At 58.8% G+C, this 25,661-nt stretch carries 28 protein-coding genes and 2 pseudogenes; 10 read left to right on the top strand and 20 right to left on the bottom strand.

Translation table 11 applies throughout. The features are described from left to right. Positions 1–3: 3 nt before the first annotated feature. Together H7R73_RS18950 and cysC are read left to right on the top strand one after the other, a co-directional pair. Positions 4–1,728 (top strand): SLC13 family permease, encoded by a 1,725-nt coding sequence (locus H7R73_RS18950; protein ID WP_042016322.1) that lies wholly within the window; start codon positions 4–6, stop codon positions 1,726–1,728. Positions 1,729–2,073: 345 nt separating this feature from the next. Continuing rightward, positions 2,074–2,667 (top strand): adenylyl-sulfate kinase, encoded by a 594-nt coding sequence (cysC, locus tag H7R73_RS18945; RefSeq protein WP_103259567.1) that lies wholly within the window; start codon positions 2,074–2,076, stop codon positions 2,665–2,667. Between the two features lie 330 nt (positions 2,668–2,997). Here cysC and H7R73_RS18940 read toward each other — a convergent pair whose 3' ends face one another. Both H7R73_RS18940 and H7R73_RS18935 read right to left on the bottom strand, forming a co-directional pair. Next, entirely contained in the window at positions 2,998–3,321 is a 324-nt protein-coding gene (locus tag H7R73_RS18940) for a hypothetical protein (protein ID WP_182951364.1), read from the bottom strand. A 302-nt stretch (positions 3,322–3,623) separates the two neighbouring features. Then, positions 3,624–4,031: a hypothetical protein gene (locus tag H7R73_RS18935; protein WP_158657296.1), complete on the bottom strand. Its 408-nt coding sequence runs from the start codon at positions 4,029–4,031 to the stop codon at positions 3,624–3,626. Positions 4,032–4,228: 197 nt separating this feature from the next. On the opposite strand from H7R73_RS18935, the pseudogene H7R73_RS24495 reads away from it, so the two are divergent. Further along, positions 4,229–4,408: pseudogene (locus H7R73_RS24495) on the top strand (adenylyl-sulfate kinase); the annotation flags it as partial. 172 nt (positions 4,409–4,580) lie between these two features. On the opposite strand, the gene H7R73_RS18925 reads toward H7R73_RS24495, so the two are convergent. Beyond that, a complete protein-coding gene (locus H7R73_RS18925) occupies positions 4,581–5,351 on the bottom strand; it encodes a DUF3644 domain-containing protein (protein ID WP_158657297.1) in 771 nt (256 codons plus the stop codon). 181 nt (positions 5,352–5,532) lie between these two features. Continuing rightward, entirely contained in the window at positions 5,533–5,802 is a 270-nt protein-coding gene (locus H7R73_RS18920) for a prolyl oligopeptidase family serine peptidase (protein ID WP_232092707.1), read from the bottom strand. 134 nt (positions 5,803–5,936) lie between these two features. On the opposite strand from H7R73_RS18920, the pseudogene H7R73_RS18915 reads away from it, so the two are divergent. After that, positions 5,937–7,357: pseudogene (locus H7R73_RS18915) on the top strand (IS66-like element ISKpn15 family transposase). On the opposite strand, the gene H7R73_RS18910 reads toward H7R73_RS18915, so the two are convergent. From H7R73_RS18910 to H7R73_RS18860, 11 genes are all read right to left on the bottom strand, one after another. Then, positions 7,287–7,946, bottom strand: coding sequence for a hypothetical protein (locus tag H7R73_RS18910; RefSeq protein ID WP_232092706.1), 660 nt, complete (start codon positions 7,944–7,946; stop codon positions 7,287–7,289). The pseudogene H7R73_RS18915 and the gene H7R73_RS18910 overlap by 71 nt on opposite strands. A gap of 171 nt (positions 7,947–8,117) precedes the next feature. Beyond that, the gene (locus H7R73_RS18905) at positions 8,118–8,516 is read right to left on the bottom strand and encodes a hypothetical protein (protein ID WP_197971167.1); all 399 of its coding nucleotides are present in this window, start codon (positions 8,514–8,516) and stop codon (positions 8,118–8,120) included. A 583-nt stretch (positions 8,517–9,099) separates the two neighbouring features. Continuing rightward, complete coding sequence (locus H7R73_RS18900) at positions 9,100–10,728, bottom strand: methyl-accepting chemotaxis protein (RefSeq protein ID WP_103259571.1); 1,629 nt, start codon at positions 10,726–10,728, stop codon at positions 9,100–9,102. A gap of 238 nt (positions 10,729–10,966) precedes the next feature. Further along, positions 10,967–11,815, bottom strand: coding sequence for a TIGR03899 family protein (locus H7R73_RS18895; RefSeq protein WP_103259572.1), 849 nt, complete (start codon positions 11,813–11,815; stop codon positions 10,967–10,969). Positions 11,816–11,935: 120 nt separating this feature from the next. Next, positions 11,936–12,412 carry a DUF3299 domain-containing protein gene (locus H7R73_RS18890; protein ID WP_010675589.1) on the bottom strand — a complete coding sequence of 159 codons (477 nt, stop codon included), beginning with the start codon at positions 12,410–12,412 and terminating at the stop codon, positions 11,936–11,938. Between the two features lie 31 nt (positions 12,413–12,443). After that, positions 12,444–13,691 carry an ABC transporter permease gene (locus H7R73_RS18885; protein WP_052815241.1) on the bottom strand — a complete coding sequence of 416 codons (1,248 nt, stop codon included), beginning with the start codon at positions 13,689–13,691 and terminating at the stop codon, positions 12,444–12,446. A gap of 58 nt (positions 13,692–13,749) precedes the next feature. Then, on the bottom strand, positions 13,750–14,436 hold the full coding sequence (locus tag H7R73_RS18880; protein WP_039040841.1) for an ABC transporter ATP-binding protein: 687 nt from the start codon (positions 14,434–14,436) through the stop codon (positions 13,750–13,752). Between the two features lie 4 nt (positions 14,437–14,440). Further along, the gene (locus H7R73_RS18875) at positions 14,441–15,025 is read right to left on the bottom strand and encodes a DUF2796 domain-containing protein (RefSeq protein WP_103259573.1); all 585 of its coding nucleotides are present in this window, start codon (positions 15,023–15,025) and stop codon (positions 14,441–14,443) included. 36 nt (positions 15,026–15,061) lie between these two features. Then, positions 15,062–15,352 carry a hypothetical protein gene (locus tag H7R73_RS18870; protein WP_080768013.1) on the bottom strand — a complete coding sequence of 97 codons (291 nt, stop codon included), beginning with the start codon at positions 15,350–15,352 and terminating at the stop codon, positions 15,062–15,064. 43 nt (positions 15,353–15,395) lie between these two features. Beyond that, a complete protein-coding gene (locus tag H7R73_RS18865; protein WP_010675585.1) occupies positions 15,396–15,938 on the bottom strand; it encodes a YtfJ family protein in 543 nt (180 codons plus the stop codon). A 205-nt stretch (positions 15,939–16,143) separates the two neighbouring features. Then, entirely contained in the window at positions 16,144–17,022 is an 879-nt protein-coding gene (locus H7R73_RS18860) for a hypothetical protein (protein WP_042880471.1), read from the bottom strand. 123 nt (positions 17,023–17,145) lie between these two features. On the opposite strand from H7R73_RS18860, the gene H7R73_RS18855 reads away from it, so the two are divergent. After that, complete coding sequence (locus H7R73_RS18855; protein WP_103259574.1) at positions 17,146–17,496, top strand: hypothetical protein; 351 nt, start codon at positions 17,146–17,148, stop codon at positions 17,494–17,496. A 24-nt stretch (positions 17,497–17,520) separates the two neighbouring features. Here H7R73_RS18855 and ppa read toward each other — a convergent pair whose 3' ends face one another. Next, on the bottom strand, positions 17,521–18,051 hold the full coding sequence (gene ppa / locus H7R73_RS18850; RefSeq protein WP_005335667.1) for an inorganic diphosphatase: 531 nt from the start codon (positions 18,049–18,051) through the stop codon (positions 17,521–17,523). Positions 18,052–18,284: 233 nt separating this feature from the next. Here ppa and mpl point away from each other — a divergent pair, with 233 nt between their 5' ends. Next, entirely contained in the window at positions 18,285–19,655 is a 1,371-nt protein-coding gene (mpl, locus tag H7R73_RS18845; RefSeq protein WP_039040843.1) for a UDP-N-acetylmuramate:L-alanyl-gamma-D-glutamyl-meso-diaminopimelate ligase, read from the top strand. Next, positions 19,652–20,263: a flavin prenyltransferase UbiX gene (locus H7R73_RS18840; RefSeq protein ID WP_103259575.1), complete on the top strand. Its 612-nt coding sequence runs from the start codon at positions 19,652–19,654 to the stop codon at positions 20,261–20,263. Before mpl ends, H7R73_RS18840 begins: the two co-directional genes overlap by 4 nt. Positions 20,264–20,335: 72 nt before the next feature. Here H7R73_RS18840 and H7R73_RS18835 read toward each other — a convergent pair whose 3' ends face one another. Beyond that, positions 20,336–20,950: a TetR/AcrR family transcriptional regulator gene (locus H7R73_RS18835; protein ID WP_029314803.1), complete on the bottom strand. Its 615-nt coding sequence runs from the start codon at positions 20,948–20,950 to the stop codon at positions 20,336–20,338. 201 nt (positions 20,951–21,151) lie between these two features. Here H7R73_RS18835 and hpt point away from each other — a divergent pair, with 201 nt between their 5' ends. The 3 genes from hpt to H7R73_RS18820 all read left to right on the top strand — a co-directional run bounded on the left by hpt (position 21,152) and on the right by H7R73_RS18820 (position 23,482). Beyond that, on the top strand, positions 21,152–21,682 hold the full coding sequence (gene hpt, locus H7R73_RS18830; RefSeq protein WP_010675579.1) for a hypoxanthine phosphoribosyltransferase: 531 nt from the start codon (positions 21,152–21,154) through the stop codon (positions 21,680–21,682). A gap of 112 nt (positions 21,683–21,794) precedes the next feature. Then, on the top strand, positions 21,795–22,712 hold the full coding sequence (locus H7R73_RS18825) for an ABC transporter ATP-binding protein (protein ID WP_039040845.1): 918 nt from the start codon (positions 21,795–21,797) through the stop codon (positions 22,710–22,712). After that, on the top strand, positions 22,709–23,482 hold the full coding sequence (locus H7R73_RS18820; protein WP_010675577.1) for an ABC transporter permease: 774 nt from the start codon (positions 22,709–22,711) through the stop codon (positions 23,480–23,482). Before H7R73_RS18825 ends, H7R73_RS18820 begins: the two co-directional genes overlap by 4 nt. A 60-nt stretch (positions 23,483–23,542) precedes the next feature. Here H7R73_RS18820 and H7R73_RS18815 read toward each other — a convergent pair whose 3' ends face one another. The 3 genes from H7R73_RS18815 to panB form a co-directional block, all read right to left on the bottom strand. Further along, positions 23,543–23,890, bottom strand: coding sequence for a putative quinol monooxygenase (locus H7R73_RS18815; protein WP_010675576.1), 348 nt, complete (start codon positions 23,888–23,890; stop codon positions 23,543–23,545). A gap of 20 nt (positions 23,891–23,910) precedes the next feature. Beyond that, positions 23,911–24,765 carry a pantoate--beta-alanine ligase gene (gene panC / locus H7R73_RS18810; protein ID WP_103259576.1) on the bottom strand — a complete coding sequence of 285 codons (855 nt, stop codon included), beginning with the start codon at positions 24,763–24,765 and terminating at the stop codon, positions 23,911–23,913. Positions 24,766–24,861: 96 nt separating this feature from the next. After that, the gene (panB, locus tag H7R73_RS18805; protein ID WP_039040847.1) at positions 24,862–25,656 is read right to left on the bottom strand and encodes a 3-methyl-2-oxobutanoate hydroxymethyltransferase; all 795 of its coding nucleotides are present in this window, start codon (positions 25,654–25,656) and stop codon (positions 24,862–24,864) included. Between the last annotated feature and the right edge of the window lie 5 nt (positions 25,657–25,661).

The following is a 25,661-nucleotide window of genomic DNA, read 5'->3' as shown; positions in this document are numbered from 1 at the left end:
CCCATGACCTGGCAACAATCCCTGGTGCTGGGTCTGCTGGCTGCCCTCGTCGCCCTGCTGATCCAGGGCAAACTCCGGCCGGCGCTGCTCTTCTCGGGCGCCGTGCTCATCACCTACCTGAGCGGCCTGGCGGACATCAACGCCGTGGTGGCGGGCTACACCAACAGCGCCCTGCTGACCCTGGTGTTGCTGCTGCTGGTGTCGCTCGCGGTGGAGAAGACCCGGGTCATGAGCTGGTTTGCCAACCTGGTGGGCACCGGCTCCTTCAACAAGGTGCTGGTGAAGGTGTGGTTTTCCACCGCCTTCCTGTCGGCGTTCGTCAACAACACCGCCGTGGTGGCGTCCATGCTGGGGGCGGTCAAACGCAACCCCAACCATGCGCCCTCCCGGCTGCTGTTGCCCATGTGCTTCGCGGCGACCTTTGGCGGCGTGCTGACCCTGATCGGCACCTCCACCAACCTCATCGTCAACAGCTTCCTCATCAAGATGGGGGCCAAGCCGCTCGGCATGTTCGACTTCTTCATGGTGGGGGCGGGGACTCTGCTGACCGGCCTGGTGGCCGTGCTGCTGTTTGCCCGCCACCTGCCGGAGCAGGACACCGAGATGAGCCGGGAATCCGGCTATTTTCTCGAGGCCAAGGTGGGCCCCGGCTCGCCGATGGCCGGGCGCAGCGTCAAGGAGAACGGCCTGCGCAGCCTGAAAAGCCTCTATCTCGCCGAGATCATCCGGGGCAACCAGGTGATCTGCCCGGTTCAGCCGGAGCACGAGCTGCACGAGGGGGACATGCTGCTGTTCTGTGGCGACGTGGAGAGCGTCGGCGTGTTGCAGGAGCTCAAGGGGCTGGATCTCTACGGCCAGCACCGCCTCAACGGCCAGCACCTGGTGGAGGTGATCGTCAGCCACAGCTCGCGCCTGGTGGGTCAGACCATCAAGGATGCGGAGTTTCGCACCCACTTCGATGCGGTGGTGCTGGCGGTGCGCCGGGGCGAGACCCAGCTCACCGGCGGCCTCGGCCAGATTGAATTGCACGCAGGGGATACCTTGCTGCTGGCCCCCGGCCCCAAGTTTGCGGGCAACAAGTCCCTCTCCCGGGAGTTCGTGGTGGTGAGCGGGCTGGAGGCCTCCACCCGGCTCGATGCCACGCGCAGCGCCGCCGTGGTGGCGGGGTTCCTTGGGGTGCTGACCCTGTCGGTGCTCGATCTGGTGCCGCTCTTCAAGGGGCTGCTGGTGATGCTGGTGGTGCTGCTCTTCTCCCGCATCCTGACCCTGGACGAGATCCGCCGTCGCTTTCCCCTGGATATCTGGCTGGTGGTGGGCGGGGCGCTGGCCATCGCCGATCAGCTGGAGAAGAGCGGGCTGGCCAAGCTCATCGCCGACTGGCTGATGGGGGAGTTCAACGGGGCCAGTCCCTTTATCGCCTTCGTGGGGATCTATCTGTTTACCCTGGTGCTGACGGAGCTGATGAGCAACAACGCGGCGGCGGCCTTGGCCTTCCCCATGGGATTCCAGCTGGCGCTCAGCATGGACGTCTCCACCATGCCGTTCATTCTGGCGGTGCTGTTCGGGGCGAGCTCCAGCTTTATCCTGCCCTACGGCTACCAGACCAACCTGATGGTCTATGCGGCGGGCAACTACAAGATGCCGGATTATCTCAAGCTGGCCCTGCCTGTCTCCCTGGCCTACAGCATCGGGGTGATCGTCATGGTACCCCTGCTGTTTCCGTTTTAAGGTCTGATACCGGGGATGTGTTAAGGGCTGCTTATGTTAACGCGGCTTTTATCAAGGCTACTTATGATGCAGGGGAGTGCCAGGGCACTGGCATCCAGGCGTGAGCGCCAATCAGGGGGGGTTGCATGCGCAATAGCAGGGCATCAGCACCTTGCCGCCTCATGGTGCGAGGCGGCTCCCCGCGGTAGCGGACAGTGTCAGTATTGAGGCGTGAGCGCCAATCAAGGAGTGTTGGGTGAGCAAAGCCATGGCATCAGCACGTTGTCGGCTGATAGTCCGACGTGGCTCCCTGTGGTGCCGGACAGTTTAAGTTTTGAGGCGTGAGCGCCAATCAAGGAGTGTTGGATGAGCAATATCGTGTGGCATGCCCATGCCGTCGACAAACAGAGCCGGGCCGAGCAGAAGGGGCAAAAGCCCTTGGTGATCTGGTTTACCGGGCTCTCCGGGGCGGGCAAGTCCACCCTGGCGGGGGCGCTGGAGCAGGCGCTGGCCGCCTCGGGCAAGCACACCTATCTGCTGGATGGGGACAATGTGCGCCACGGCCTGTGCGGCGATCTCGGCTTCGATGACGCCGCCCGCCAGGAGAATATCCGCCGGGTCGGCGAAGTGGCAAAACTCATGGTGGATGCGGGCCTGATCGTCCTCACCGCCTTTATCTCGCCGTTCCGTGCCGAGCGACAACTGGTGCGCAATCTCGTGGGTGAAGGGGAGTTCGTCGAGGTGTTTGTGGATGCGCCGCTCGCTGTCTGTGAAGAGCGCGACCCCAAGGGGCTCTACAAAAAGGCGCGGGCAGGGGAGATCCGCAATTTTACCGGTATCGACTCCGCCTATGAGGCCCCGGAAAACCCGGAAATCCACCTGCTCAATGCCGGTAAACCGGTAGAGGTGCTGGTGGATGAGTTGCTGACTGCTCTGAGGCTGCGGGGGCTGATCGGCTGAGGTCGCTTATCCGAACCGAAATTTGATAAACAAGGGGGCGTTTGCCCCTTTGTCTATTGCTGGCTGAACTTGGGCGCAATAAACGTGAAAATAAAGGATTCCCTCCGCAGATTAGCTCTATATTGTCGAGCGCCTCTAATTCCCCCTGATACAGTTCCGACAGTGTTGGTCAAAGGGATTTCATTTACTTCCATCTCTCGAAATTCCTGTCTCACGACACTGCATTGTTGCCTCAGTGCAGGTGGTCAAGGAAAAGAAAATCTGTCTGTGACCGAGATGAGTACTTACCAAGCTGTATGCAAGATTGTTGCATTCAGACGGTGGCGGATACTAGGTTTTTTTTAGTGTCTTTGTGATTTCGCATGATATTTTGGCCATTTCAAGAATGAACTCACCCTCAAGTTCATCATCAATAAACAAGGGCTTGATATTATCTAGTTTCCTCCATGTCTCATGCTGATAGATGAAGTCAAGGTAATTTTTAAGTAAAGCTTGGTTGGTTGTTTTTCTTGATAACTGTTTTTTTAGCGAGTCAATGGTGAGCTTTGATTTATATGAGTGATACTTATCATACTCCATGACAAAATCATTAAGGCTCCAGCCGATCCTAGACATCTCATTTTTAATTTTTACTGCAAAATCATCTTGTTGCATCTTTGTCTCCAAATGTCCCCCACATCATCATTAATGTTTACATGTCCAGTATGACTCTGGATATGTGAACTTATATAGGGAGTGATGAGATATGGCAAAAGGTAGCACTTCACATTCAGGTAATGCAGGTAATGCAGGTAATGCAGGTAATGCTGGTAAGGGGGGCAGTAGTCGAGGTCCTTCTTCACACACCGGAACAGGTGGTAACTGGCCGTCGACGACGGGTAATCCCTCAGGAGGAGGAAGAGGAAACGCACCTTCAAAAAGTGGCAAATAACTCTAGATAAGAAAAGGCGGTGAAGCTAGCCTTCCCGCCTCATACACTCATTAGAGTTTTTTCTAAATGCTGATAAAAAGCTTTCTTTATCAACCTTGTATCTAATGTATGAAATCTCATTCATAGTGTCTTGCATTGCACATAAACAAACATTCCTTCTATCAATATAGATATTTTTACTTACCAGCTCTGGACTTGAGTTGGTACATGCATCAACAATAGAATGCTCGACGTGCATTGGATATCGATTATCAAATAAAGCATAGTCAGCCACTTGTCCACTCACAAGGCCAAAGACTAATATAGCGCCACCTGACATAATAGGTTTTTTGAAAGTGCTACCTGTTAATTCTTCTTGGCAATGGCCACATTTAACTTTTGCTTCCAGATGTAAATCATTTTTTTTAAAACATTTAGGACATTCAATTATCATACTTATTCCATGTATTGGTGGTGTATCAAGATAAGGCTCTCATAATTCTCTTTCTGATAGGTTTTCCTTTACCTTGTATCAGCTAATCGGGGGTAAAAATATAGTGTTACTAATGACTAAGTAGGGCCTGCAAAATTAGATAAACCCATCAACTTGACTGATGGGTTTATCGAGGAGAATGTCGATGCACTGCTCGCCGCTATCCCAAGGGGCCTACAAGAAGGCGCGAGGGCAAAATCCGCAATTTCACCGGTATCGACTCCGCCTACGAGGCACCGGAGCTGCCGGAAATCCATCTACTGAACACCGGCAAGCCGGTGGAAGCGCTGGTGGATGAGTTGCTGACGGCCCTGCGGCAGTGGGGGCTGATCGATTAAGGGGTATTTTCTGAGCGCATTATTGATAAACAAGTGGGCATTGGCCCCCTTTTTTATTGCCTACCAAATATTCCTCTTGAGAAGGTGCGAACAAGTCATATGACACGGAAACCCCACCGGTAATCCGTTGATTTTTAATAGCTAAAATTATAATGTTTTGTTCATAGGATGCTTATTCACTTTTCCCTAAGTGTATATGTATTTCGCATTCAGGGCAGATGTTTTTGAATCGATTTGTTTTACCAGGTATTTCTTCGAAAGGTATGTATACATTCCAATTGTCTTCGATTGATAATTTAGAACAATAAATGCATTGGTATGTCCATCTTTCTATGGAGCATACATAACATTTTCTATTTTCCAGATTAAATGTTTCACGCTGACAAGCAGGGCATTGGCAGATTGAAGCAGATGAAATATCTTCAAGCTTAAAACGTTGCCTTGCCCTTGTTTCTAATTCATCAAGATATTTAGACAATGCCAGTAATTTTTTATGTAATCCAGTGGTTAACTCTGCAAGCACATCAAAGTCAAGATGAGAATTACAGAATGAAGTATAAAAACCCATAAGGATTATATAGTGAGATTTAATTTGCTCTAGTGGAACTTCAAACTCAAAATGTACGATCTGATTGCGAATTTTTGCTGCGCTTTCTAATGTTTCTTTATCGGCAGTTGTCAGTATGATATTATCAATTTTTGCCAATCTATTAATTGCTGAATTTAAGTCTACAGTATGCTTTGGGGAGTCAATATTGCTATAGATGAGAATTTCATGAGTGTTTTTAAGTTTTTCCTTAAGGATTAATTCTATTGCTTGCACGAGTAAAAATATAGCCAGCTTCCAATCTTGAGTTGCAGTTTCTGCATTGATTGCTTTTTTAACTGATTCGATGAAAAAACTTACTGAATTTTCTAGTAGAGTCATTTTAAGTTTTGACACAGATTGATCCTCAAGAGGCCAGCCCTAAATTTTAGGGCCACGAAGTGGCCCGCATTGATTTTTGTTGGGTTTTACATTTTATGTTATAAATCGACAATAAGTGATGGCGAAGAGAGTAGTAGATTAATAAGAGACTTATCGCCAGTATAAAGAGAGGATTTGCCGGATAGCCCAACTGGGTTTATTGGTTAGGGTTGCTTAATTTCGATTTTAACCACATGTTAATATCGTTGACGACCTCTTTGCGTTGGCTTTTCCCGTCACTGTTTTTCAATCCATGATCAAGTGCTTCATAACGCCGATACTCGATATTTCTTTTCCCGAGTTCTTTAAGGCGCTGCACCAACTCATCTGTTTTCTGAGGGGATACCGAAGTATCCCTGCCTCCCTGAATGATCAGTAAAGGAGATTTTACTTTTTTAAGAGTATCAAGCTGATCGATGGAGAGCATCTGCTGCCACCAATGATAGCCATGCCCGCTGTAAGTATTCACCGGAACAGTATTGACACAGGAAAAATGAGACGATCGTCTCTTGATCCCACTTTCCTGCTTGCTTGATCCTGCTCCTTAGATACGCTCCCCCCATGAGCAAAAACACCATGCATTCCGCGGGAATGCCCACCACTCTGGAGCAGGCCAACGAGCTGATTTATAAGCTCCTCGACCGCATCGCCGAGCTGGAGGACCGCCTCAATCAGCACAGCGGCAACTCCTCCAAGCCGCCTTCCAGCGACGGCCCCGGTGCACCGCCGCCGGCCCGCAAGCGTCCGGCGTCCGGCAAGCAACGGGGGCGCAGCCCGGTCACAAGGGACATCGCCGCGAGCGGCATCCGCTTGATGCCCGCCTGACCCTGGTCCCGCATTACCCTGCCGCCGATTGCGCTTGCTGTGGCGGGGACATGGTGGCCCATGCCAAACCCTATCAGGTTCATCAGGTGTTCGAGCTGCCCGAGGTGAGCTATCTCGTCACCGAACACCAACTGTATCGTGCGACCTGCTCACGGTGTATCGGCACGACCCAGGCCGCACTGCCAGACAACGTCAGCAGCAGCCAGATGGGGGCCAATCTGCTCAGCTACATCGCGCTGCAAAGCGGCCAGTTTCACCAGAGCGTCAGCCAGATACAGCAGCAGCTCAAACAGCATTTCGGCCTGAGTTTTAGCCGGGGCGCCATCAGTGAGGCGCAGGGGCGGGTGAGTGCCATGCTCACCCCGACCTACCAGGCCATCAAGCAGCAGGTGCAGACGGCCACCCACGTTCATGCCGATGAGACCCGGCATCAGCGGGGTGGAGAGCGCCGCTGGATGTGGCTGGCGCTGAGCAAGATAGCCGTCTGCTTCATGACGGCCTATGGCCGTGGTCAGGAGGCGGCCAAGCGGCTGCTGGGCGCCGAGTTTGACGGGGTGCTGGTGACCGACCAGTACGCCGGCTACCGGTTTATCGACGCCGACCAGCGGCAACTGTGCTGGGCCCACGTGGCCCGCAATCTCGCGGCCATCGCCGAGAGTAGCGAGCAGTGCAACCAGCCCATCGGTGCCCGGTTGGTCTTGCTGGCGGATGCGGTGTTTCGTACCCGGCACCGTTGGGAAAGCGGTGCGTTGAGCAAGCAGAAATACCTGCGCAGGCTCGCGCGTTACCGGCAAAGCTGGCGAAGCCAGTTGGAGCGCGGCGCCCTGTTGTGCAGCAAACGCTACCGTGGACGATGCCAGTTGCTGCTGCGGGATGACGAGATGCTGTGGCGGTTTATGACTGACGACGAAATAGCGCTGACCAACAACGAGGCGGAGCGGGCGCTGCGTGGCTATGTGCTCTGGCGCAAGGGTAGCTACGGCGTGTGGTCTCACCGGGGCGAGCTGTTTCGCCAGCGCATCCTGTCGTTGGTGGAGACCGGCAAGCGATTGGGCCGCTGCCCACAGGAGTGGTTGAGGGCCGTGGTCAGGGCGTGCATCGAGAAGACAGATTATCCCATCCCGGCAGAACTGATGCCGTCAACCCCGTCCTGGTGAATAGATACTGCCCGCTCACCTCAAGCTCGAAGGGTTTGCTGTTAAGCACATGCTCGGCAAACCCTTTAAAGTCATCGACCTCTTTTCTCGCCGCTGCGGGGTTCTTATGCTTTACCGCGATGCTGTGTGAAACGTCATCGATAAACCAGCGGCCACCGGCATTAAAGGCGATGGTCGAATCGATAGAGTCAATATCTGCGCTCACCAGGTTGGCGATAACGGCCCCTTCACTACCGCCCAAGAGTATAAATGTCTTGTATTGCCCATCTTTTCGAACGATATCGAGCACAGTGTTGATATCCGCGACCCGCTGCGCAGGATTGTCATTTTCAAGGTACTGAGCTGGGCAGTCTTTGCGTGCCGGGTCGGTACTGTATTTTAACTTGCGATTGATGCCGTACTTTTCGATTAGCAAAACATCAGCTTCTGGCCAGACATTTTTATACTCGGTGAGTATGGAGTCTATTTTCAACACACTATTGCAATCAGAGCCTTGCAGGATCAACAGCAGTGTATCTGTGTCATGGAGATGTTGGACAAGATAATAGGAGATAAACGAACCATCATCCCTGCTGGCTGTGCGAGTCATGATCTCCTGAGAGTTCACCGAACTCGTCAAAAAGAGAAAACCAAAAAATATTAATAGAACTTTCATGTTGAATATGATGGTTGTGTTTTTTTAATGATTGATACTAAGAAGAATGTGGCAATCACATGCTATCAATCTTATCGGTTTATCTATTTGGGAATATTGAATTATTTAAATTTCATAGGCTAAACCTTGCTTGTTTCTGAGCACTAGCTGATAGGCGTGATCTCGCAATAAAAACATCATCAACTCAATATCCTTAAGTTGGGATAATTTGATAGGATGGGCTTCCCATCGAGGTGGGGGGTGACCGGCATTGTTACAATGAGCAAGATATATTCGTTGTTTGCTCCGATACAGGGCGAAAAAGCTCATGTCACATTGCTTAGCTATAGATAAATAAGGCTCAAAAGAAAGTTCATACAAATTCATTTCATCATATTCAGTTGAGCTTATATAACGAGACATCTCGTAATGTGAATCAGGTAAGCTCGCGTCTTGGCTTATTGAATTAAATAACTTGATAACTTCTTGAATATGAGAAAGCCTTATTATTGGTTTTCTTTTCAAATTTTTACCTCTTTGGCCGTGATCTTCCCAACATTCAGGCAAGGCTACCGCCCCTGAATTTCAGCCTCCAGCCTGCTGCGCTTTTCCTGTGGCTCCGGTCTGGTTCATGGCTGACTCCGACAAGAGGTGATCCTGATGGCCATGTTACCGAACGGAGCTGGTTAGGGAAGAGGGATCGGGTAATTTCTCGGGCAAGATCAATAAATTGGGGGGGTATGCGGGGGCCTGCGGCAGGTTGGATAAGAGGGATCTCAAGGCGCGACGCTTTCCCGCTCAACGCTCAACGCTCAACGCTCAACGCTCAACGCTCAACGCCCAACATTCACGGTGTATGGATGGGAGAGTGAGCAAGGCCATTGCCCTGCCGAGGGCCATGCGGTGCAGCCGAGAGGGTCGGCCTGGCAAGGGCGAGCAGGTGGTTGGGATGGGGACGAAAGATCCGCGGGTTCAGTCGAGGACTCGAATTTGAAACCCGCTCAGACGCCCATTCACCACCCAAAGGAGGGGCCCGCTGCCGGTGACGGCAGGGGCCCGTTTTTATTGTTAGCGCACGGTCTTTGGGTCTGGTTTCCTCCGTGAAGGCTTAGCGGGCGAGCAGGGGTTGGCCGCTGGTCAGGGCGGTGCTGGTTGGCCGGGTGGCGGGATGCTGCTGGAACTGGCGTACCAGCCGATCCAGCTCGCCGAGTTGGCGCACCAGCTGGACTATGCCCTGCACGGCGTGGCGGCTGCCCTGGCTGGAGTCGTCGGCCAGACGCTTGATGTCCAGCACGCTGTGGTGGATGTCCTGGGTGACCAGGGATTGCTCCTGCACCGCCTGGGCTATCTGGTTGCTGCCTGCGGTCACCTGCAACAGGCGTTCGCTTATCTGTTGCAGGATATCACCGGTGGCGGCGGCCTTGAGGCGGCAACTGGCGGAGAGCTGCTCCCCTTGCGCCATGGCCTGCTCCGCATCCCCGGCGCTGGCCTGCAAGAGGCTTATCATCTGCTGGATCTCGCCGGTGGAGGATTGGGTCTTGATAGCCAGGGTGCGGATTTCGTCCGCCACCACCGAGAAGCCGCGACCGGACTCGCCTGCCCGGGCCGCTTCGATGGCCGCATTGAGGGCCAGCAGGTTGGTCTGGTTGGCGATGTTGTTGATGACGTCCAGGATGCCGTCGATGGCGCGGCACTGGCTGGCCAGCGCCTCTATCACGGCGCGGGAGGTGATCAGCTCGCCGTGAACCCCTTCCACCGCCGCCACGGTATCGAGCACGCTGCGATTGCCCTCCCGAAACAGCACGGCGGTGTTGTCCAGGCTGTCCGAGGAGGCGCTCGAGCTGTGGGAGACTTCGCGAATGGACGCCGTCATCTCGGTGATGGCGGTCGCGACCTGGTTGGTCTGGGCCTGCTGTTGTTGCAGGTTGCCGGTGATGGACTCGGCATTGTTCAGATCCGTCTGCGCCGCCTGCACGATCTGCTGGCAGGTCTGCTGGGTGCGGGCCAGCACCGCATTGAACTCGGCCTGGTTCATCTTCATGGCGAGCTCGACGGCAGCCAGACGATCGACCCGGCCGGTATACAGCAGTTGCATCAAGGGGTTGTCGAAACGGTGGCGGGCCAGGGTCTCCAGCCGGGCGAGGCGCCGGGAGAGGGTCTGGCAGATGACGAGCGCAACCACCAGGGGCAGGGCACCGATGAGCCGAGGCCAGCCCGGGCCGTGCTGATAGCCGAGGGTGACCAGGCTGGCCAGCAGTGCCATCAGGCAGAGGTGGATCCCCAGGGTGTGGCAGCAGGGGGGCAGGCGCAGGGCCCGGGGGGTCTTGCCGCGGCGCATCTCGTCATAGACCCGCTCCGCACGCTGTTTGACCGCGTCGTCCGGCGCCGTGCGCACCGACTGGTACTCCACCACCTTGCCGCTTGCGTCCTGAATGGGGGTGACGAAGGCGTTGACCCAGTAGTGATCCCCGTTCTTGCAGCGGTTCTTGACCGGGCCCATCCAGCTTTTGCCTTCCCGCAGATGGCGCCACATGTCGGCAAACGCCTGGGGCGGCATGTCGGGGTGGCGGACCAGGTTGTGCGGCGCCCCTTGCAGCTCCTCCAGGGTGAAGCCGGCTATCTGGCAGAACTCGTCGTTGGCATAGGTGATGCGGCTCTCCAGATCCGTGGTGGAAATCAGGTTCTGGTGCGACGGGTAGAGGCGCTCACGCTGGGTAACGGGTTGATTGACTCTCATGGTACTTCCTGCCTGACAGAGGAAAGAGAGTCTGGTTGCAATTCGTACACCAGAGTGCCCAAAAACGCTTAAATTGCGTTCTATATGTCTCTTTTGTGCTCAAAGCCCGTAGTGGGGGGGAACATGGCCCGGGCTCGCGTCCGCCCCTGCCGTCAGGATTCGCTTTTTGGGAGCCGTTTTGGCAATGGCGGGGCGGGTTTCGCAATTTGGCAAGGCGGGGCCTGGGCCTCCGCCAGCCTCAGGCGGGCAGATCCGGCTCGCTGACCGGGGCCGGTATCTGGGTCTCTATCTGCAGATGGGTGGAGAGCAGGGTCTTCAGATCCTGCAGGTACTCCTCCAGGGGGGGCTCGTCCAGCAGCAGGGCAAGCTCGTTGCCGATGGGGGTGAGCCGGTAATAGAGCAGGGTGAGGTTGCTCTGGCGTTGGCGCAGACGCCAGCGCTGGTTGCCAAAGGCCAGCTCGACCCCGTCGGCGGGCAGGGGGCCGGATTCGAGCTCGCCACGGTGCAGCAGCCCGAGATCGCACAGCAGCAGCAGGGCGCTGTAGGGCACCCGGTATTTGCCGAGCCCCATCCGGGTGACCTTGGCGCGACTGAGCAGGCTGGCCCCCTTGTGCATGCCCAGCAGCAGGCGCTGCTCGTCGCTGCCCTCGTAGTGGCAGGAGAGGGCGCAGATGCGCTGGAATAGCTGGGCTTCGCGCTGGGTCATCTCCTTGAGGGTGTTGAGGGCACGGATGGAGAAGCGGCCCGGGGTCGCCACTTCCAGGGCGAAGATGCGGCCCCACAACTGCTGCATGGGGGTCATGCTGATGTCTTCGGCCAGTTGCAGGAAGCGGGTGAGCCAGTCGCTGTCTATCTCGCCGCCGGCGGCGGTCTCTTCGCAGTGGCGCGCGGCCATCACCATGATGGATTCCAGATTGCGCTGGCGGGTGGCCTGCTCCGCCAACTGGCGGAAGGTGGCGCGCTGCTCGAAGGTGCTGTCGCTGTTGCGGGTGAGCATGCCATCGATGCCGCGGTTGCGGGCCAGGCGCAGGGTCTGCTCCTGGCTGCTCAGGATGGAACTCTCTTTCTTGGGGGGCAGGTCAGCCATGCTGGCTCCGTGATGGCAAGGTCTGGTAGTGAATGTTACTCCAACCAGATCCATGAACAATCCCTTTGCCGGGGTCGTCACGGGATAAAAAATGGCCTCCCGGGGGAGGCCATCAGGGGCTCACTCTTCGTAGACGCTGACCTCGACCGCGTCCATGGAGTAGGAAGCGGTGGCCATCTCGTGGCTGGAGCTGACGGTGTGCATCTTGCCCTTGACCCAGATGGCGTCCCAGAGGTCATCCACCGGCGCTCCCTTGGGGTAGCTCACGTAGATCACCTGGTTGGTGGGCGGGGGCGGCACGTGAATGCAGGCACCGAAGTAGGGGACCAGCAGGAAGGCGGTGATGGTCTTGGCATCCCCTTCCAGGGGCACCACGAACCCGGGGATCCGTACCTCCTGATTGTCCAGCTTCTTGTTGACGCCCCCCACCGGCTGGGGCACCGAGGAGAAGTCGCCGTCATGGCTGACCTGGGGCGGTGGCAGCAGTTTTTCCCCCTCCGGGATGAGGATATCCCAGTCGATGGTCTTGTAATCTGCAGCCATGGCAGGCAGCACCAGCAGGCTGGCCAGCAGCGCCACTATTTTCCACTTCATCATCTGTTCTTCTCTCTTGGTCGGATGCGTCGGGTCAGACGCGAATGCTCATGCCGTCGCTCAGGCTGTAGCGGTAAGCGCGGGCGGCAGGCAGCAGCCCGATCACCATGCCCGCCAGCCAGACCAGGCCCAGCAGTTGCCACTCATAGGCGCTCGGCAGACCCAGGCTCATTTGCAGGCCATAGTGGCTGAGCAGCCAGGGGCTCGCAAGCCCCTGACCGAGATAGAGCGCGGCCACCCCGAGGGCGATGCCCGCCGTGGTGAGCGCCATCGCCTCCAGCGCCAGCAGCAGGAAGAGGTGGGCAGGGCCCGCCCCCAGGGAGCGCAGAATGGCGAGCTCGCGGCGCCGCTCGTTGAGGCCGGCGAGCAGGGTGGTCAGCATGCCGATGAGGCCCGCCACCACCACGAAGCCCGCGATCACCGACAGGGCGGTCTCCGCCACGCTCATCAGCCCCCAGAGCTCCTGCAGGGCGGCTCCCGGCAGGATGGCCATCAGGGGCTCCCTGGGATAGGTGTTGACGCTGCGCTGCAACTGGAACGCCAGGATCCGGTTGCTCAGCCCCACCATGAAGGCGGTGATGGTCTTGGGGGTGAGATCCAGCGCCATCGCCTGTTCCGGGGTCACGTTCTTGCTGTGACGACCGGTGTCCCAGCCCAGGTGGATCGCCTCTATGCCCGCCAGCGGCACATGAATGGTGCGATCGATGGGGGTGCCGGTGGGGGCCAGGATCCCCACCACCTTGAACGGCATGTTGTCGTGCTGGCTGAACGAGGTGTTGCCGGCGCCATGGGCGATGACGATGGATTGATCCAGGTGATAGCCGAGCTTTTCGGCCACCTGGGCACCCAGCACCGCTTCAAACGGTGTTTCGAAGGGGCGACCTTCGCGCATGACGAGCGCCTGCTGCTGGCCGTACTTCAGGTGGGTGAAGTAGTCCCCATTGGTGCCGAGCACGCGAAACCCCTTGTGGGAGTCGCCGAGGGAGAGGGGGATGGTCCAGGCGATACCGGGCCTAGCCTTGATGGCCTGGTAGGAGTCCCAGCCCACGTTGTTGGTGGGGTTGCCAATGCGAAACACCGAATAGAGCAGCAGGTTCACCTGGCCGGAGCGGGCGCCGACGATGAGATCGGTGCCGGAGACGGTGTTGGCGAAGCTGTCCCGTGCCTGACTGCGCACCCGCTCCACCCCGAGCAGCAGGGTGACGCTGATGGCGACGGCCAGCAGGGTGAGCCCGGCAGTGAGGCGACGGGCCCAGAGACTTTGCAGGGCGAGTTTCAGCATGAGAGCCTCCGCAGTGAAGGGGAGATGGCCGGACGGGCTGCGAGATGATGGCGTGTGGTCATGCCGCCCTCCGGTTGAGCTGTTGCAGGTTCTCCACCCGGGGGAAGAGGGGCTCCAGATAGGGATCGTGACTGACGAAGACCAGGGTAGACCCCTGCTTGTCGCACTCCTCGAACAGCAGCCGGATGAAGGCGGCCCGGTTGTCGGTGTCCAGGGCCGAGGTGGGCTCGTCGGCGATCACCAGAGGAGGGGAGCCTATCAGGGCGCGGGCGGCGGCGACTCGCTGCTGCTGGCCGATGCTGAGGGCGTGGACGGGGCGATGGAGCGCTTCATCCGGCAGTTGCAGTTCTGCCAGCAGGCGGCGCGCCTCCTGCTCGGGGCTCCCTGTCAGGCGGGCCCGCTTGGCGGGTGAAAAGGTGAGGGCAGCGGTGACGTTGTCCTGCACCGAGAGAAACGGCAGCAGATTGAACTGCTGGAAGATGTACCCCAGATTGGCCGCCCGGAACTGGTCACGGGCGCGGCCGGAAAGCCGGGCCAGGGGCTGGCCCAGCACCTCCAGGGTGCCGTGGTTGGCGGTCTGGATACCGGCCAGCAACCCGAGCAGAGTGGACTTGCCACAACCCGATGGGCCCTTGATGAAGACGCGCTCACCCTCGTGGATGCGAAGGGCGGGCAGATCGAGGACGGCTTCGTGACCCGGCCAGGCAAAGGCCAGATCACGGATCTCAACCACGGCATGTTTCATGGTGTTACCAGCCCAGTTTGTTGGCGGACGGAGTCAGTTCGGCGGCAGTCTGGCCGGTGGGCAGTATGCCCTGCACGCTCAGCTTCTCCAGGCTCGGGTAGAGGCTGAACAGGGTGGCCTCGAGACCGGTGAGCTTGGCCGGGGTAGCGCAGGTGTAGGTGTACATGGCCCCCATGTCCACATGTCCCGCGTCGTCGTGATGGTGTTCATCGTGAGCGCCATCAGCCTTGTCGTGCTCGTGCTCGTGCTCGTGCTCATGGTCATGATCTTCCTTGGCGGCCTGCAGCTCTTGCTGGGTCAGCTTGCAGCCGGCGGCCGGGTCGAAACGGAAGAGGGCGTCGGGCTGCTGGAGGCGGGCCACCGCCTTGGCATACTGCGCTTTCTCCTCATCGGTGTTGGCGGCATGCTCGAAGCCCACCAGATCGGCGGCAGGGGCCTGCAACTCGATCATCAGCTGGTTGCCGTCGAGTACCAGGTTGAGGTGGCCGTGACCGTGCTCATGGGCACCGTGGCTGTGGCTTTCGTGTTCGTCGTGATGGGCCTGGGCGCCGAAGGCGGCAGCGGCCAGCAACAGGGTGACTGCTTTCATCGTTAATCCTTTTGAATAAATAGAGAAAAGATTGGTTCAAAAAAAGAAACAATGAAGGGGCGGCGGGGCGCGGATACGGCGATGTCCCGTGGTGCCGGTGGCCGCCCTCGGTTGGGGAGTGCCGATATACCGGTCGATGCCAGAGGAGAGGGGAGGGAGAACGGGGGTCGGCGTCAGTGCCAGCTTGCCATCCAGATGCAGGACGCAGAGGGTGCAGGCATGACCGTGATCGGGCAGGGCTGCTTCAAGGGGGTGCTGTGCCAGCGCCGGTTGCATCCACAACCAGCCCAGCAGCAACACCCAGATTGTCAGTGTGGAACGACCCATAGACCCTTGTGGAAAGGGCGCCATCAGCGCCCTTCTCTCTGATTCAGAGATGGGACTGGATGAGCCCCATCACCTTGGTTATCTCGGCGGCATCGAGCTGGCCATCTTTGGCAAACAGCACCTTGCCCTCTTTATCCAGCAGTATGATGGCCGAACTTTCCGGCGTGAGCGCCCAGGCGTTGCGGGCCATCCCCTTGGCATCCAGCACCATGGCGGACCAGGGGAACTCTTTCTTGCTGTCCTCGGCACTGCTCTTCACGAAACCGGACGTGCCCCAGATGGCGTCATTGCTGTTGATGATGGTGACGGTCTGGTACTTGTCGTGGGGCAGCTTGGCCGCCTTGATCGCCTCGATCATGGGGGCATTGAGCTCCTTGGCGCTGGAGCGACCCGCGATGTGCTGGATCAGGAAGACCTTGCCGGTCAGGACCTTGCTCTGCCAGGGCTGATAGCTGATCTCCTTCTCCTTGAGCACCAGCTCCCCCTTGTCGCTGATGTTGACCAGCGGCACCTGGGTTGATTCCTTGATGTTGTGGGCCATGACCAGGGTTGGCAGCAGCGCCAGAGTAAGCACGAGATGTTTCATCCGGATGACACTCCTTTGTGATGTTATAACGATTTTTGGGTCGAGGGAATGGGACCCTGAACATCCTAAACTGATCGGATCTGTTTAAAAAGTGTTAAATAATGCAGGGTGCGACGGTGATCTTGTCAACATGGTCGCCATCCCCCCAATGACGGCGGCAAGGATGGCATGCCATCCATCAAAAGCAAGTGATGGTCAGAAGAGGCTAGTAGAGCGGTTCGCTGATCAAGGGAATCTGGGCCATGGTCATCTGCTGGGCCAGCAGGGGAGAACCGGTGAGCAGCACGTGGCGCTGATTGCCGATCACCAGGGTGTCTCCCTCAAGGCCGCTGTCGGCCGTGATGGCGAGCCAGGCCGGCGAGACGCTGCCGATGCTGATGTTCGGATAGATGATGCTGAGGCTGTACTGGGGCGCCAGCTCCGCCAGCAGACTGGCCATGAGCAGCGCCTTCTCGTCGCTGTCGGCCTTGTTGTCCTGCAGGGCCTGCAAGGGCGGAGCGAAGTGGTCCATCTGCTCGGGCGGGGTGGGGATGCCGCTCAGCCACTCCTGCAGCAGGATGACGCTGGTGGCGAGATCCTTGGCCGAAAACTGCTGTGCCAGGGGTTTGAGGTCTCCCTTGAACTGATAGAACAGCTGGGAGTAGTTGGGGCGCACACAGGGCAGCTTCTGGTTGGCCGGGTGAACGCAGGGCTGGACCCGCATCTCGTAGAAGGCGTCCTCCTGATATTGCCGGTAGGCCTGCCAGAACTGGGCGGATTCGAGGCTGCTGTCGTGCAGGGTAAAGGCCTGTTCCAGGTTGCGGAACTTGGTGGCCGTCTCCGGGCTGTGCTGGTTGATCTGGTTGATGCTGTTGTAGAGGCGCGGACTGATGTAGGAGTAGAGTGTTTCCAGCGGGAAGTTGAGGGCGGTGTCGAGCTGTGTCATCTCGTGACGGCTGGCTGAAAAGGTGCGCTCATCCGCCGTCAATTGCAGGTGCTTTTGCTGACCATCCGCAGATTGCCACTGCCAGCTCAGGTTGATCTCGTTGGCCTGCGCCATGGTGCCGAAGAGCAGACTGCACAGAAAGCCTTGTGCCAGTTTCATGGTGCGCCTCCGCCTGGGTTGATAATAAACAACTAGGTGAGTGACCGGCATTTGGATTGGTCTGGTGACAGATATATTGGTAATTATCTGATCTGACTTTAAATTTAATTCAGGAAATAAGTCATGGGGGAAATCATCATGAAGCTTGTTTCACGGTTTCTGCTGATATTGGTGGCCACGCCGGCGCTGGCGGGGCAGGTCATCGTCAATCAGGGATTGTCCAGCGCGGATACCTTCGCCCTGCGGGATCAGCTGGCCCGGGAGCATGAATGGCAGGAGTGGCTGCGCTTCCAGCAGGCCATCAAGTGGCTGGAGGTGCTGCCGGTCAACTGCGATCTGGTGGGAGGTGCCGGTCAGGAATATCGCTGCGGTGATGACTATTACCGCCCCTATCGGCAAAACGGGCGCGACCTCTATATCCAGGGGGATCCCCCCGGAGCGTCCCCGCAACGATCCATAAAAAAGGCGCCATAAGGCGCCTTTTTGCGAGGAATACGCTTATTTTGCAGCGTAACGCTCGGCAGAGGTCTTGATCTCGGCTTCGGCAGCTGCCTTGTCGCCCCAACCTTCCACCTTGACCCACTTGCCCGCTTCCAGCTCTTTGTAGCGCTCGAAGAAGTGCTGGATCTGGGCTTTCAGCAGCTCGGGCAGATCGTTCACATCCTGGATGTGATCGTACTGCTTGGTCAGCTTGGAGTGGGGAACGGCCACGATCTTGGCGTCTTCGCCTGATTCGTCGGTCATCTTCAGCACACCGACCGGGCGGCAGCGGATGACGGAGCCGGCCAGCAGTGGGTAGGGAGTCGGAACCAGCACGTCGACCGGATCCCCGTCCAGGGACAGGGTGGCGTTCACGTAACCGTAGTTGCACGGGTAGAACATCGGGGTGGACATGAAACGGTCAACGAAGATGGCGCCGCTGTCCTTGTCGACTTCGTATTTGATCGGGTCGGCGTTCTGCGGGATTTCGATGATGACGTAGATGTCGTCAGGCAGGCTCTTGCCGGCCGGTACCAGGTTCAGGCTCATGACGTTTCCTTTGAGTGTTGGAGTCAAGTTTGCAGGCCGACATTATAGCGATGTCCCGTCAAATGACCATATTTCAAGGGCCGGGTGGCGTGGTGGAGGGTGGCTTTTCCCCGCGCTTGCCCGATTTCTGTCGTCTGCGGGCGCCGATGCCTTCGCTCCCCATGGGCGCGGCTTGTGCCACCGGGTCAACAGACCCTAGAATGCGCACTCCCTTTACTGGAAAAGGCAGCGGTATGCACATTCACATTCTCGGGATCTGCGGCACCTTCATGGGTGGTCTGGCGGTGTTGGCAAAACAGCTTGGCTATCGGGTGACCGGTTCCGACGCCAACGTCTATCCCCCCATGAGCACCCAGCTCGAGCAACAGGGCATCGAACTGACCGAAGGCTACGACCCCTCCCAGCTCGATCCTGCGCCGGATCTGGTGGTGATCGGCAACGCCATGAGCCGTGGCAACCCCTGTGTGGAATATGTGCTGGACCGCAATCTGCCCTATATCTCCGGCCCTCAGTGGCTGCTGGAGCACGTGCTGAAGGATCGCTGGGTGCTGGCCGTGGCGGGCACCCATGGCAAGACCACCACCGCCAGCATGTTGGCCTGGGTGCTGGAGTATGCCAAGCTGGAACCCGGTTTCCTCATCGGCGGCGTGCCGGGCAACTTCCCGGTTTCCGCCCGTCTTGGCTCGGCTCCCTTCTTTGTGATTGAAGCGGACGAATATGACTGCGCCTTCTTCGACAAGCGATCCAAGTTTGTCCACTACCACCCGCGCACCCTGGTGATGAACAACCTGGAGTTCGACCACGCGGACATCTTCCCGGATCTCGCCGCCATCCAGCGCCAGTTCCACCACCTGATGCGCACCGTGCCGAGCAACGGCCGGGTGCTCTTCCCCAAAGGTGATGACAACCTTACCGCCGTGCGCGAGATGGGCTGCTGGAGCGAGGTGGAGCTGGTGGGCCAGGACGACGCCAAGTGGAAGGCGGTGAAGCTGGCCGATGACGGCTCCGCCTTCGAGGTGTGGCTGGATGGCGTGAAACAGGGGGAGGTGCACTGGGAGTGCATCGGCGAGCACAACGTCAACAACGGTCTGATGGCCATCGCCGCCGCCCGTCATGCCGGTGTCATGGTGGAGCACGGGATCAACGCCCTCTGCCAGTTCAAGTCCCCCAAGCGGCGCATGGAGCTGAAAGGGGAAGTGGCCGGCATCAGCGTCTATGACGACTTCGCCCATCACCCCACCGCCATCGAGACCACCCTGGGCGGCCTGCGCGCCAAGGTGGGCAAGGCCCGCATCCTGGCGGTGCTGGAGCCCCGCTCCAACACCATGAAGCTCGGAGTTCACAAGGAGGAGCTGGCCGGTTGCTTCGACGGTGCCGACGAGGTGTTCTTCTTCCAGCCCCCCAACATCGGCTGGGATCTGGGGGAGGTGACGGCCCACATGACCCGGCCTGCCCGGGTATTCGAGGCCCTTGATGCCCTGATTGGCGCCCTGGTGGCCGAGAGCCGCCCAGGGGATCATATTCTGATCATGAGCAACGGCGGCTTCGGCGGCATTCACGACAAGCTGATCGCCCGCCTCAAGGAGCTGCAGAGCGCATCATGAACAAGGCCATCACCCTGGCGCTGACCGGCGCCTCCGGCGCTCCCTATGCCCTGCGCCTGCTGGAATGCCTGGTGCAGGCGGACTATCGGGTCTTCCTGCTCGCCTCCTCGGCGGCCAGGGTTGTGCTCAAGACCGAGCAGCAGCAGGATTGGCCGGGCTCCCCCAGGGAGCTGTCGGCGTACCTCTGTCGCCAATATGGTGCCAAAGAGGGTCAGATCGTCGCCTGCGGCAAGGAGGAGTGGTTCTCGCCGGTGGCTTCCGGCTCGGCGGCCCCCAAGCAGATGGTGGTCTGCCCCTGCTCCATGGGTACCGTCTCGGCCATTGCCAACGGCACTTCGGACAACCTGCTGGAGCGCGCGGCAGACGTGGTGATCAAGGAGCGGGGCCAGCTGATTCTGGTGCCCCGGGAGAGCCCCTTCTCGGCGATCCATCTGGAGAACATGCTCAAGCTTGCCCGTCTTGGCGTGACCATCATGCCGGCGGCGCCAGGGTTCTACCATGAACCCAAAAGCATCGAGGATCTGGTGGACTTCATGGTCGCCCGCATCCTCGATCATCTGGGTGTCGAGCATGAGTTGACCAGTCGCTGGGGTTATGCCAGCCACTGATACGGCGGGGAGCGGACAAAAAGCGGCGCCGGGCTGTAAAGCCCGGCGCCGCTTTGTCAACATCTGCGCGAGTCAGCTGGCCTGGATGGGGGCCGTCACGTACTTGAACAGGAAATCAGTCACCTCTTCCCGGCTCGGACGCTGTGGCTGATTGATCATCTGCATCATCACATAGCCAAAACCGGTCAGGGAGCGGGCCAGATCCTGCGCCGACAGCACGCTCTGGATCTCGCCGTTGTCGATGGCCCGTTGCAGGTGGGGGGCAATGCGCTCCAGCGCCTTGTCCAGCAGCCTGGTGTAGCGAGGCCACACTTCTTCCCGCACCGAGGAGCTCCACTCCAGCCAGATGCTGGCGTGATCGGGCTTGTCATAGGCGGCGTCAACGAACAGCTTCACGTGGCGGTGAATGCTCTCCCTGGCGGAGCCCTGACCGTTGTAGGCCTGTTCGAGGATCTGCTGTACGAAGGCTTCGATTTCTGTCAGCACTTCGTCGACCAGATCTTCACGAGTATTGAAATAGTTAAAAACGGTCGCAACCGAGACCTTTGCCTGTTCGGCTATTTCGGCATGCCCCGCACGGCCGATGCCGCGACGGGAAAATACCTCGACGGCACACTCCATCAATTGATCACGGCGAGCCTCCGGCGAAAGCCGGGTTCGACGTCTTATTTCTGCGCGTGGTTCCATAGTTTTTTCATCTAATAGTTATTGATTATGGTGTTTATAGTATTGTCACCGATAATGCCCGAAGGCTTGCTAACTCTATCAATTAAAATAAGCCGATAAAAGCATCACGTATGCCTGACGCCCACTGGTTGGAGTGGTAGAATCCTCGGTTTTGACGTTAATGAACGGCCAATAACCCTTTGGTCATTATTGGAGTATGTGATGAAACACATTGTCGAGGTGATGATCCCCGAGGCCGAGGTTGCAGCCCGGATCGCCACGCTGGGTGAAGAGATTACCGCCCGTTACCAGGGCTCCGAGGAAGTGGTCATGATCGGCCTGTTGCGCGGCTCCTGCGTCTTCCTGGCGGATCTCTGCCGTCAGTGCCAGTTGCCCATCACCCTGGACTTTATGACTGCCTCCAGCTATGGCTCCGGCATGCACAGCACCCGTGACGTGCGCATCCTCAAGGATCTGGATGACGACATCAAAGGCAAGGACGTGGTGATCGTCGAGGACATCATCGACACCGGTTACACCCTCAACAAGGTGCGCGAGATCCTCTCCCTGCGCGAGCCGAAATCCCTGGCCATCTGCACCCTGCTGGACAAACCGTCCCGCCGCGAGGTTCAGGTGCCGGTGGACTGGCTTGGCTTCTCCATCCCGGACGAGTTCGTGGTGGGCTGTGGCATTGACTACGCCCAGAAGTACCGTAACCTGCCTTTCATTGGCAAGGTGGTACCGCAAGAGTAAGCCGGGTCCGAAGTAGCAAGGCAGGCTGGCCGGCCCGCCATCGACTGTCTTCAGGCGGCGTCACAGCCGCCTTTTCTGTCTCGAGATGGGCTCATCCATCACAGGGGTTGCAATGAACGCATTGGAAATCAGCGGTCTGAAGAAGACCTATCAGGGGGGCGTCGAAGCCCTCAAGGGCATCGATCTCACCGTCAAACAGGGGGATTTCTTCGCCCTGCTCGGTCCCAACGGGGCGGGCAAATCCACCACCATCGGCGTGATCAGCTCACTGGTCAACAAGAGCGCCGGCAAGGTGAAGGTATTCGGTCATGACATCGATACCGATCTGGAGCTGGCCAAGTCCCAGCTCGGCCTGGTGCCCCAGGAGTTCAACTTCAGCCAGTTCGAGAAGGTGAGCCAGATAGTGACTCACCAGGCCGGTTTCTATGGGGTGCCGCGGGCCGAGGCCAAGGTGCGCGCCGAGAAGTACCTGCGCCAGCTCGATCTGTGGGACAAGCGCGACATGGCCGCCCGCACTCTCTCCGGTGGCATGAAGCGCCGGTTGATGATTGCCCGCGCCCTGATGCATGAGCCCAAGCTGCTGATCCTGGATGAGCCGACCGCCGGGGTGGACATCGAGATCCGCCGTTCCATGTGGAGTTTCCTCAAGGATCTCAACGAGCAGGGGGTGACCATCATCCTGACCACCCACTACCTGGAAGAGGCCGAGATGCTGTGCCGCAACATCGGCATCATCGACAAGGGCCGTCTCATCGAGAACACCAGCATGAAGAGCCTGCTCGGCAAGCTGGGTCGCGAGACCTTCCTGCTGGATCTGGTGCCGGGTTCCACCGTACCGGCCCTGCCCGAGTTCAACGGCCGGATGCAGGATGAGAACACCCTGGAAGTGGAGCTGGAGAAGAGCCAGTCCCTCAACAGCCTGTTCGAGCAGCTCTCCGCCCAGGGGGTGAAGGTGCTCAGCATGCGCAACAAGGCGAACCGGCTGGAAGAGCTGTTCGTCAATCTGGTAGAGGAGGGTCGCAAAGCATGAACCCCATGACCTATTACATCGCCTTCAAGAGCATTCTGGCCAAGGAAGTGAGCCGCTTCACCCGGATCTGGATCCAGACCCTGGTGCCGCCCGCCATCACCATGAGCCTCTACTTCGTCATCTTCGGCAACCTCATCGGCTCGCGCATCGGTGACATGGGTGGCTTCAGCTACATGGAGTTCATCGTGCCCGGCCTCATCATGATGTCGGTCATCACCAACTCCTACTCCAACGTCGCCTCCTCCTTTTACAGCGCCAAGTTCCAGCGCAACGTGGAGGAGCTGCTGGTGGCGCCAGTGCCCAACTACATCATCATCGCGGGGTATGTGGGCGGTGGCGTGGCGCGCGGCCTCTGTGTCGGCCTCATCGTCACCCTGGTGTCGCTGTTCTTCGTGCCGCTGCAGATCCATCATCTGTTCAGCGTCTGCGTGACCGTGCTGCTCACCTCCATCCTCTTCTCCCTGGGGGGGCTCATCAACGCGGTGTTCGCGAAGTCGTTCGATGACATCAGCATCATCCCGACCTTCATCCTGACTCCCCTGACCTATCTGGGGGGCGTCTTCTACTCCATCACCCTGCTGCCGCCGTTCTGGCAGGGGGTTTCCCAGGTGAACCCCATCATCTACATGGTGAACGCGTTCCGCTACGGCTTCCTCGGGATCTCAGACGTGCCCCTCGGCACCGCCTATCTCATCATCATCGGCTTCATCCTGGTACTCTACGGGATGGCCTGGTGGCTCATCTCCCGCGGTACCGGTCTGCGCCACTGAGGCGCACACCCGCCAGCAAAAAGGCGCCCTCGGGCGCCTTTTTATTTGCACGTTTCGGCCTCAGAGGGCCGGGGCATCGTAGTCCGCGGGCTCGTCGCTGTAGACGCAGACGTTCCACTTGGCCGCGAGGCCATCATCCGCGAGGCAGTAGCGCTCGAAGAAGGCCTTGATACCGGCGCGCTGGCAGTGGGCCTCGAAGCTCGCCATGTCGCGCCAGATCTCGTTGAAGACGATGGGGAAGCTCTCCCCCTCGGCAAAGGGGCTCTGGATATGGCGGGTGACGATGTACTGCAGGCAGCCATCTTCACGCAGGGTGTCGGGTTCGAGCCCTTGCAGGACGCGGAACAGGGCCTGCTCCTGGCCCGGCTTGGGCTGGAACTGGGCGATGCAGTAAACCTTCTTGGACATCGTGGTCTCCTTGCCGTGTCTCAACCCCGCAGGGCGACGACCCGGTTGTCGATGAGGCGGGCCTTGCCCAGATAGGCGGCCATCAGGATCACCAGGCGCTGGCTCTCGGCGCTGGCGGATTCCAGGGTGTCGGCATCGACGATGTCGATGGCATCCGTCCTGAATCCCGCGTTGTCGAGGCGTTGGCTGGCCTGGGCAACCAGGGAGGGGAGGTGACTGTTCCCCGCTTCAATCTGCCCGGCAATCCAGTTCATGGTGCGCGCGAGCTCGGGGGCGATGGCCCGTTCGGCAGCGGTCAGATAGCCGTTGCGCGAAGAGAGGGCCAGCCCGTCTTCGGCCCGCACGGTCGGCACGCCCACGATCTCGATGGGCATGGCCATGTCGGCCACCATCTTGCGAATGAGCGCGAGCTGCTGGTAATCCTTCTCGCCAAAGCAGGCCACGTTCGGCTGTACCAGATTGAACAGCTTGGTGACCACGGTGCTGACCCCGCGAAAATGCCCCGGACGCAGCGCCCCTTCCAGCAGGCTGGAGATGCCGGGCACCTCGACGAAGGTCTGGCTGGCGAGCCCCTGGGGATACATGATCTCCGGCGTCGGGGTGAAGACCAGGTCCACACCGGCGGCCTCCAGGGCGGCGCAATCCTGCTCCAGGGTGCGGGGGTAGTTGGCGAGATCCTCGGCCTTGTCGAACTGCAAGGGGTTCACAAAGATGCTGACCACCACCTTGTCGCCATGGCGGCGGGCCTCCTCGACCAGGGTGAGATGACCCTGATGCAGATTGCCCATGGTGGGCACGAATGCGATGGCGCGGCCTTCGCGATGCCATTGACCGATCTGCTTGCGCAGCGCGGCGGGATTGTTCACAACCAACATCGTCAGTTCACCTTCAGATGAATCAATAAAAGAGGGGGTCGTCAGGGGGGAGGGCGAGACGGGGGCACAGGCCCCCGCGCTCATGACGACAGAAAGTCAGTTGAAGCAGTGCTCGGGGCCGGGGAAGGTCCCCTCGCTCACCTGCTGCACGTAGAGACGAATGGCGGCACGCATGTCACCGGTCTCGGCCAGGAAGTTCTTGGTGAACTTGGGCACATAACCGGAGGTGATGCCGAAGGCATCGTGCATCACCAGGATCTGGCCGTCGGTGGCAGGGCCGGCACCGATGCCGATCACCGGAATGCGCAGCGCCTTGGTGATGCGCTCTGCCAGAGAGACGGGCACGCACTCGAGCACCAGCAACTGGATGCCAGCCGCTTGCAGCTCCAGCGCCTGGCGGTAGATCTCCTGGGCGTGGAACTCGTCGCGCCCCTGCACCTTGAAGCCGCCAAACACGTGGACGGATTGCGGGGTCAGGCCGAGATGGCCGCACACCGGCACCCCGTTACGGGTGAGGTGGCGGATGGAGTCACACAGCCAGTCCCCCCCTTCCATCTTCACCATGCGGGCACCGGCCGCCATCAGGCGCGCCGCGTTCTGGTAGGTCTGCTCCGGGGTGGCGTAGCTCATGAACGGCATGTCGGTCACCACCAGGGCATTGGTGGTACCGCGCACCACGCAGCGGGTGTGATAGACCATCTCGTCCATGCTGACCGCCAGGGTGTCGTCTCCGCCCTGCAATACCATGCCGAGGGAGTCGCCGATGAGCAGCACCTGGGCGCCCTCGTCGTCGAACAGCTTGGCGAAGGTGGCGTCATAGGCGGTGATGGCGGTGATTTTCTGTCCGTCCTGCTTCATCTTCTGCAGGTGGGTAGTGGTGATCTTGCTCATTACGT

Source organism: Aeromonas sp. WP2-W18-CRE-05 (assembly GCF_014168615.1).
Classification (GTDB): Bacteria; Pseudomonadota; Gammaproteobacteria; order Enterobacterales; family Aeromonadaceae; genus Aeromonas; species Aeromonas caviae.
This window is presented reverse-complemented; position numbering and strand designations above follow the sequence as displayed.